This window comes from Lacisediminihabitans profunda (genome assembly GCF_008040105.1).
GTDB classification, from domain to species: Bacteria; Actinomycetota; Actinomycetes; order Actinomycetales; family Microbacteriaceae; genus Lacisediminihabitans; species Lacisediminihabitans profunda.
Genome location: NZ_VRMG01000030.1, coordinates 1 through 221 on the forward strand (window position 1 = coordinate 1; position 221 = coordinate 221).

Sequence of the window (221 nt, forward strand, 5' to 3'; positions counted from 1 at the left end):
TGATACCCACACTTTCGAGCATGAACGTCAGTTACGGCTTAGTGTGCTGCCTTCGCAATCGGAGTTCTTCGTGATATCTAAGCATTTCACCGCTACACCACGAATTCCGCACACCTCAACCGCACTCAAGGACGCCAGTATCAACTGCAATTTTAAGGTTGAGCCCCAAACTTTCACAGCTGACTTAACGACCCGTCTGCGCTCCCTTTAAACCCAATAAA

The 221-nt window shown here is 48.4% G+C and carries 1 rRNA gene; it reads right to left on the minus strand.

The features are described from left to right. A 16S ribosomal RNA gene (locus FVP33_RS18935) occupies positions 1-221 on the minus strand; the annotation flags it as partial.